Annotated in this window: 1 pseudogene; it reads left to right on the forward strand. The window is 61.9% G+C overall.

The features are described from left to right. A pseudogene (locus AC1RLZ_RS31185) lies at window positions 1-189 on the forward strand (hypothetical protein); the annotation flags it as partial. Window positions 190-517: the final 328 nt, after the last annotated feature.

The following is a 517-nucleotide window of genomic DNA, read 5'->3' on the forward strand; positions in this document are numbered from 1 at the left end:
GCGTCCTTCCGCTGGAATCCGCAACTCATCGCGCTGTATCGCCGGCTCATCGCCGCCGGCAAGGGACACAAACGCGCCCTCGTCGCCTGCGCCAGAAAGATGCTCATCTTCGCCAATACCGTGGTTGCACGCGGCACGCCATGGCACCGCAATGCTCTCGTCACCAAGGCCGCGCAGATGACGGCTTAATGGTTGCTACGGCCTGACGCTCCGGCCTCATCGCAGATTCGAATTTCAAACAGCCACTGTTCTCCAGTTCGTAGGATGGGTAGAGCGAAGCGAAACCCATCGCTTTCTTCGTCTGCAGTTGATGGGTTTCGCTCCGGCGCAAGCGCGTCTGCGCTCGCCCCATCCTACGGCCTCATCCGATTCAACTGTCAAACAGCCACTGCTTCAGACAACACGTGCTCTTCAGACATGCGTCATCGCCCCTGTTGTTTGCGGCGCGGGGGCGCCGTCGTCCTTTGCATTCCCGCCCCCTGGCGAGAGGGCGTGCGGAACGCCGGGTGCCCGATGC

The organism is Tardiphaga sp. GW822-FHT04G09, assembly GCF_058800725.1.